Raw genomic sequence first — 6,488 nt, 5'->3', positions numbered from 1 at the left:
GAGGTGGCGGAAGCCGCCGAGGCCGAGGCTCCGGCCACGAAGCCGCGCCGCCGCACCCGCAAGGCCGCGGAGGCCGTCGTCGAGACCGTCGAGGCGGAGATTCCCGCTCAGCCGACGGAGGAGACCAAGCCGCGTCGCCGTACGCGCAAGGCCGCGGAGGCTGCTCCGGTCGTCGCCGAGGAGGCCGCCGTCGCCAAGCCGCGCCGCCGCGCCCGCAAGGCGGTGGCCGCGCCGGCCGAGGAGAGCTGACACGCTCCACTGAGGCGCAACGCCTGAAGGCCCGGGCCCCCACGGGGGACCCGGGCCTTCTGCATGCTCCCCCCCAACTCCCCCACCCCACTCCACTGCACTCAACTTGCCGCCCGAACCCCCCGCCCAAGACCCGGCCCGGAAGCCAGCAGCTAGCCTCGAGGCATGAGCAGGCCCCCGACCTTCACCCCGCCCCCCGGCGTCGACGCGCGTCGTCTCCAGACCGCTCGCGGCGACTTCGCCGCCCTGGATGCCCGCCCGGCCGGCCAGGCCAAGGGCACCGTCCTGCTGCTCCCCGGCTTCACCGGGAGCAAGGAGGACTTCATCGCCCTGCTCCGGCCCGTCGCGGATGCCGGGTATCGAGCCGTCGCCGTCGACGGCCGCGGGCAGTACGAGAGCGAAGGCCCCGAGAAGGACGAACTCCCTTACGCCCAGGACGAGTTGGCCCAGGACGTGCTCGCCCAGGCGGAAGCCGTCGGCGGCACACCGCACCTCCTCGGGCACTCCCTCGGCGGCCAGATCGCCCGCGCCGCCGTCCTCCGCGTCCCCGCCCCGGAGGCCACCTTCGCCTCGCTCACGCTCCTGTCCTCCGGCCCCGCCGCCATCTCGCCCTCGCAGCAGGAGCGGGCCACGATGCTGACGGACGCGCTCACCGTGCTCTCCATGGCCGAGGCCTGGGCCGCCATCCAGGCCCTCGATCCGCCCGAGGAGACCGACCTCGACGGCGACGCACTGCGCGAGCGCTGGCTGCGGCACAGCCCCGCCCAGCTCATCGCCACCGGCAGGCAGCTCTGCGCCGAACCGGACCGCGTCACGGAGCTCGCCGCCGCGCCGCTGCCCAAGCACGTCGTATCCGGCGAGCGCGACGACACCTGGCCCATCGCCTGGATGGACGAGATGGCCGAGCGGCTGCGGGCCCACCGCACCGTCGTCACCGGCGCCGAGCACTCCCCCAACACCGACCGCCCCGCGGAGACCGCAGCCGCCCTCATCGCCTTCTGGGACCGGATCACCAGCGGCTCCTAGCGAAGATCCCCCGCGCCCGCACCCCGCCCCACCCCGCCCCCGCTAGTACCGCGTCTGCAGGTTCTCCCAGAAGCCGTCCCGCAGCGCCCGCCGCAGATCCGACTGCCCCCGCAGCGAGTACGACAGGAGCTTCTCGGCCTCCACCAGCAGCTCCTGGTCCACCGACCCCGGCAGGTAGGGATGGCCCGGCAGCAGGTCCACCAGCGCCGTGCGCCCCCGCTCGGCCAGCCACTTCGCGGCGACCTGCGCGCCCACGAACCGCACGTCCTCGCGCGAGGGCCGCGGCGTGCCGGCCGCCTCGTACGACGTGGCGGTGCGCCGGGACACGTACGGCTTGAAGAACTCGAGGTCGAACGTGCGCTGGCTGTCGACCTCCCACAGCAGCGGCTCCGCCTGGTTGCGGCTGCCCTCGGCCGCCTCGATGCCCCACAGATGCACCCGCGCGCCGTACCCCTGCGCCGCCTCCACCGCCGACACCAGGTCCTCGTCGCCCCCGACCAGGGCCGCGTCGCTGATCGCGCGGTGCCGGGCCAGTGACTCCAGATCCGTCCGGATGAGGGAGTCCACGCCCTTCTGCTGGTTGTTCGCGTTCAGGTTGCCCAGGCGGACCTTGACGTCGGGGAGCTCCGCGATGGACTGCTGCTCCACCGTGTGGATGCGGCGCCGCGCGCCGTCGTACCAGTAGACGCGCAGCAGACGGCTGTCCGCGAAGATCGTGCGCGCCTTGTCGATGAACGCCTCGATCAGCCCTTCCGCGTCCAGGTCGAAGGACCGCCGGTCCTCCGTGCCGACGGCGAGCCGTCCCGCGGCCGCGTACACATACCCGGCGTCGACGAAGATCGCGTGCGTGGACGGAGTCTTCGCCACCTCGGCGAGCACGCGCTCGAGGAGTCCGTTGGTGCGCTCCAGCTGGGCGCTGATGTCGATCTCGTCGTTCATTGGAACTCATTGTCCCGTTGGTCACGCAGCGAACACAACCGGTCTCGCTACTCGTGAGTAATTAGTCTGTCGAAAAATTTCCTTAGCGTAGGGAATGTTTGCTGGGGGCAACTCGTTGTACCCGTATGGAACGCAGGACACAGCTGTCCCGGGGACCACAACACCAGTAGTTCTCCTTCAGGAGGATGACCAGACGAAGGGAGAAGCCATATGCGCTTCGAAATCATGCGACTCGACGACGTCGACGGCGCCGCCGTGGACCGGACCGTCGTAGACGCCGCCTCCGTCAATCGGATCGTGCAGCAGGCCGCAGCGATCGGCCAGCGCATCTATATCCGACCGGCCGAATCGCCGGCCTCGTAACGCACAGTGTTGAGACGCAGCACCGGTTGAGACGTACGAGCTGAACAGGTTGAAGGGCCCCCGTACACCTTTGGTACGGGGGCCCTTGGCATGCCCGGCGGCCTTCGCGCCGTCCGCCTAGCCGCCGTTGATCACCTGCGTCACACCGTTGATGATCTGCTGCACGGCGATCGCGGAGAGCATCATGCCCGCGAGCCGCGTCACCAGGACCACGCCGCCGTCCTTGATGACCCGGATGATCAGCAGCGAGTAGCGCATCACCAGCCACAGCACGACGTGCATCGCCACGATGGCCGCCCACACGGAGATCTGCGAGCCGACGCTGTCGGCGTCCTGGACGGCCAGGATGACGGAGACGATCGCGCCGGGCCCCGCGAGCAGCGGCATGCCGAGCGGCACCAGGGCGACGTTGACGTCCTTGGTCTGCTTCGGCTCGTCCGTCTTGCCGGTGAGCAGGTCGAGCGCGATCAGCAGGAGCAGCAGCCCGCCCGCGATCATCAGTGCGGGGACGGAGACATGCAGGTAGTCGAGGATCTGATGGCCCAGGAGCCCGAAGACCGCGATCACGCCGAAGGCGACGCACACGGCCTGGAAGGCCATCTTCTTCTGCACCTTGGCGGGGCGGCCGGAGGTGAGTCCGAGGAAGATCGGGGTGATCCCGGGAGGGTCCATGATCACAAAAAGGGTGAGAAAGAGGGATCCGAAGACGGCGACGTCGAACACAGTGATGGCCTTGCGGTGAGTCGTACGAAAGTGCCGCGCGACGGCGGCGGAAAAGGTGGGGCGGAGCCGCGTTACGCGGCGGGGCGTCCGCCCGCGCCCGGCACCGGGAACGCCCCGGTCGCACGGCGGGTGATCTCGCCGTAGATCTCGGGGTCGGTGGTGAACTCCCCGAGCACACAGGTCTTGCGGCTGCCGTGGTAGTCGCTCGACCCCGTGGCCAGCAGGCCGAGGTCCGCGGCGAGACCGTGCAGGCGCGTGCGCGTGGCCGGGTCGTGGTCCATGTGGTCGGCCTCGATGCCGTCGAGACCGGCGGCGGCCAGTTCCGCTATCGCCGCCTCGGGCACGACCTGGCCGCGCTTGACGGCCGCCGGGTGCGCGAAGACGGTGACGCCGCCCGCGGCCTTGACCAGGCGGATCGCGTCGAAGGGGTCCAGTTCGTGCTTCTCGGCGTACGCGCGGCCGCCGTCGGCGAGCCAGTCCGGCGTGAACGCGTCCGAGACGGTGGGCACGACGCCCAGTTCCACCAGGGCCTCGGCGATGTGCGGCCGGCCGACCGAGCCGTCGCCCGCGATGCGCGCGACCTGCTCCCAGGTGACCTGGACACCGAGCTCCTGGAGCTTGCCGACCATCGCCTTGGCGCGGGGCACCCGGTCGTCGCGCACGAGTTCGCGCTCGCGGGCGAGCTCGGGCTCCTCGGGGTCGAAGAGATAGGCCAGCATGTGCAGGCCCACGCCGTCGAGGCGGCAGGAGAGTTCGGCGCCGGTGACGAGGGTGAGGCCCGCGGGGAGGGCCGCGACGGCCTGTGCGTGCCCGCGGGTGGTGTCGTGGTCCGTGAGCGCGACGACGTCGAGCCCGGCCGCGGCGGCGTTGCGCACCAGCTGCGCCGGGGTGTCCGTGCCGTCGGAGGCGGTGGAGTGGGTGTGCAGGTCGATGCGCACGACGCGGACTCCAGGCTCTGACGGGGCGGACGCGGACAAGTCCACGAGGGACGGTCGCGAGGGGGACGCTCAAGGATAACGGGGCCCGAACGCTCCCCCGCCCGCCACGAAGGAGACTCCCCTCACCTCACGGCACCAGCGGCCCGCCCGGCACTCCCAAGATCGGCGCCGGCACCCTCACGGCATCAGAATCCGCGGCGAGAGCGCCCCGCACGGCAGCAGGTCCACCTCGGCGCCCGCGTCCCGCAGATCGGTCAGCACCAGCTCGTCGTACATCAGGAGCCCCGACTGCTCCGGCCACGCCACCGCCCACAGCCACAGCCCGCGCGCCTCGCCCGCGAAGACCGCGCGGTCGTCCGGGGTGCCCGCCACATGCCACATGGGGGTGGGCCGTCCTGCCGCGAGGAGCTTGGCCACCGGCGGCTTCTCGACGTTCAGATACGGGCCGGGGTCCGGGCCGTCGATGCCCGCGTACCGCGCGCCGAGACCGACACCGAGCTCCTCGGCGATCAGGACCAGCTCGCCGATGCCGCCGAGCGGCGCGGGCCCCGAGCAGGCCACGGCGGTCGCACGGCCTCCGCTGCGGTCGTCGCCCGCGCAGGCCACGCCCGTGAAGAGCCAGCCCACCGGCAGCGGCCACGGCATCCACACCGGCACCTGGGCGCGATGCACCACGACTTGGAGGGCCTCGACGCTGGGCGGGATCACAGGCTGCAGCGGATGCACCGTCCCGTGCACATCGCACTGCCAGGAGTCGGCAAAGAGACCGGGAGCCCTGACCCGGCCACCACACTTCGGGCAACTGGGTTCGCCCCTCATAGCGCCCAACGGTCCTCCCCGGTCGTCGCTCCGTCAAGGACGATCACCCGTCCGGTGGCGCCGTCACCAGGCAAAACTAGATGTAGCTTGCATCTTTTAGGCTGGCTAACTAATATGTGTATACGTCAACGATCTCGACGGAAGCCGCTAAGGAGCAGGCATGAACAGCAGCACAGGAGGCCCCGCCGAAGGGGATCCGTTCGACGAGGGGGCGACCAGTCTGCTGCGGCAGCCGAAGGCCGTCTGGGCCACCGCGGGCGCGTCGGTCGTCGCCTTCATGGGCATCGGGCTCGTCGACCCGATCCTCCCCTCCATCGCCAAGGGCCTGGACGCCTCCGCCAGTCAGGTCTCCCTGCTCTTCACCTCGTACTTCCTGATCACCGCCGTCGCGATGCTGGTGACCGGCTTCGTCTCCAGCCGGATCGGCGGCAAGAAGACCCTGCTCCTGGGCCTCGCGCTCGTCGTGGTCTTCGCGGGGCTCGCGGGCACCTCGGGCTCGGTCGGCGAGCTGGTCGGGTTCCGCGCGGGATGGGGGCTCGGCAACGCGCTCTTCGTGTCGACCGCCCTGGCGGTCATCGTCGGCGCGGCGGCCGGCGGCAGCGCCGCCGCGATCCTGCTCTACGAGTCGGCGCTCGGCCTGGGCATGGCGTGCGGGCCGCTGCTCGGCGCGGTGCTCGGCAACGCGAGCTGGCGCTACCCGTTCTTCGGCACCGCGGCCCTCATGGCCGTCGGGTTCCTGTGCATCACGGCGTTCCTGAAGGAGCAGCCGAAGCCCGCGCGGAAGACCTCACTGCTCGCCCCGATCAAGGCGCTCGGCCACGGCGGCCTCGCTTCGGCCGCAGCCTCCGCGTTCTTCTACAACTACACGTTCTTCACGGTCCTGGCCTTCACGCCGTTCGTGCTGAACATGACCCCGTACAAGTCGGGCGCGATCTTCTTCGCCTGGGGCCTGCTGCTCGCGGTCTTCTCGGTGCTCGTGGCGCCGCGGCTGCAGGCGAGGTTCGGCTCGCTGAAGGTGCTCGGCGGTTCGCTGGTGCTGCTCGCGGTGGACGTGCTGGTGCTCGGGTACGGCAACCACACCACCGCCATCGTCTGCACGATCCTGTCCGGCGCCTTCATCGGCGTGAACAACACCGTCTACACCGAGCTCGCGCTCGGCATATCGGACGCGCCGCGCCCGGTGGCCAGCGCGGGCTACAACTTCGTCCGGTGGTTCGCGGCCGCCGCCGCGCCGTTCTTCGCGCCGAAGATCGAGGAGTGGACCGACATCCACGTCCCGTTCGCGGTCGCGGCGATCACGGCGGTGCTCGGCGCGGTCGTGGTCTGGGTCCGCAAGGACTCCCTCACCCACGAGGCGGCGGAGCTCGAACCGAAGCACGCGACGGAGGACGGCGTCACCGTCTTCGCGAACTGACGCACCCGGTACGTCGG

7 protein-coding genes and 1 pseudogene are annotated in these 6,488 nt (G+C 70.9%); 4 read left to right on the top strand and 4 right to left on the bottom strand.

Features of this window, described 5'->3' with window-relative positions; translation table 11 throughout:
• Both ACIGXX_RS25780 and ACIGXX_RS25775 read left to right on the top strand, forming a co-directional pair.
• Positions 1 to 249 (top strand): annotated as a pseudogene (locus ACIGXX_RS25780) (DEAD/DEAH box helicase); the annotation flags it as partial.
• Positions 250 to 414: 165 nt separating this feature from the next.
• Complete coding sequence (locus tag ACIGXX_RS25775; protein ID WP_399979149.1) at positions 415 to 1,275, top strand: alpha/beta fold hydrolase; 861 nt, start codon at positions 415 to 417, stop codon at positions 1,273 to 1,275.
• Between the two features lie 42 nt (positions 1,276 to 1,317).
• Here ACIGXX_RS25775 and ACIGXX_RS25770 read toward each other — a convergent pair whose 3' ends face one another.
• Positions 1,318 to 2,214: an NYN domain-containing protein gene (locus ACIGXX_RS25770; protein ID WP_351163525.1), complete on the bottom strand. Its 897-nt coding sequence runs from the start codon at positions 2,212 to 2,214 to the stop codon at positions 1,318 to 1,320.
• A 210-nt stretch (positions 2,215 to 2,424) separates the two neighbouring features.
• Here ACIGXX_RS25770 and ACIGXX_RS25765 point away from each other — a divergent pair, with 210 nt between their 5' ends.
• Positions 2,425 to 2,577 (top strand): hypothetical protein, encoded by a 153-nt coding sequence (locus tag ACIGXX_RS25765; protein WP_167829028.1) that lies wholly within the window; start codon positions 2,425 to 2,427, stop codon positions 2,575 to 2,577.
• Between the two features lie 117 nt (positions 2,578 to 2,694).
• Here the strand turns inward: ACIGXX_RS25765 and ACIGXX_RS25760 are convergent, their stop codons facing one another.
• The 3 genes from ACIGXX_RS25760 to ACIGXX_RS25750 all read right to left on the bottom strand — a co-directional run bounded on the left by ACIGXX_RS25760 (position 2,695) and on the right by ACIGXX_RS25750 (position 5,057).
• A complete protein-coding gene (locus ACIGXX_RS25760) occupies positions 2,695 to 3,300 on the bottom strand; it encodes a MarC family protein (RefSeq protein ID WP_351163523.1) in 606 nt (201 codons plus the stop codon).
• Between the two features lie 71 nt (positions 3,301 to 3,371).
• Positions 3,372 to 4,238, bottom strand: coding sequence for a PHP domain-containing protein (locus ACIGXX_RS25755; RefSeq protein WP_383820710.1), 867 nt, complete (start codon positions 4,236 to 4,238; stop codon positions 3,372 to 3,374).
• A gap of 177 nt (positions 4,239 to 4,415) precedes the next feature.
• A complete protein-coding gene (locus ACIGXX_RS25750) occupies positions 4,416 to 5,057 on the bottom strand; it encodes a DUF6758 family protein (RefSeq protein WP_351163518.1) in 642 nt (213 codons plus the stop codon).
• Between the two features lie 160 nt (positions 5,058 to 5,217).
• On the opposite strand from ACIGXX_RS25750, the gene ACIGXX_RS25745 reads away from it, so the two are divergent.
• Positions 5,218 to 6,471 (top strand): MFS transporter, encoded by a 1,254-nt coding sequence (locus ACIGXX_RS25745; protein WP_399979142.1) that lies wholly within the window; start codon positions 5,218 to 5,220, stop codon positions 6,469 to 6,471.
• Positions 6,472 to 6,488 lie beyond the last annotated feature (17 nt).

The sequence above is a fragment of the Streptomyces sp. NPDC055243 genome (assembly GCF_044544025.1).
In the GTDB taxonomy this organism is placed as follows: domain Bacteria; phylum Actinomycetota; class Actinomycetes; order Streptomycetales; family Streptomycetaceae; genus Streptomyces.
Note: the sequence above shows the minus strand (reverse complement) of the source record. Positions and strands in the feature narration are given on the sequence as shown.

What these genes read in the sequence shown, in the direction of transcription:
- ACIGXX_RS25775 (WP_399979149.1), top strand. Translation starts at nt 415, where the DNA reads ATGAGCAGGCCCCCGACCTTCACCCCGCCCCCCGGCGTCGACGCGCGT.
- ACIGXX_RS25770 (WP_351163525.1), bottom strand. Translation starts at nt 2,214, where the DNA reads ATGAACGACGAGATCGACATCAGCGCCCAGCTGGAGCGCACCAACGGA.
- ACIGXX_RS25765 (WP_167829028.1), top strand. Translation starts at nt 2,425, where the DNA reads ATGCGCTTCGAAATCATGCGACTCGACGACGTCGACGGCGCCGCCGTG.
- ACIGXX_RS25750 (WP_351163518.1), bottom strand. Translation starts at nt 5,057, where the DNA reads ATGAGGGGCGAACCCAGTTGCCCGAAGTGTGGTGGCCGGGTCAGGGCT.
- ACIGXX_RS25745 (WP_399979142.1), top strand. Translation starts at nt 5,218, where the DNA reads ATGAACAGCAGCACAGGAGGCCCCGCCGAAGGGGATCCGTTCGACGAG.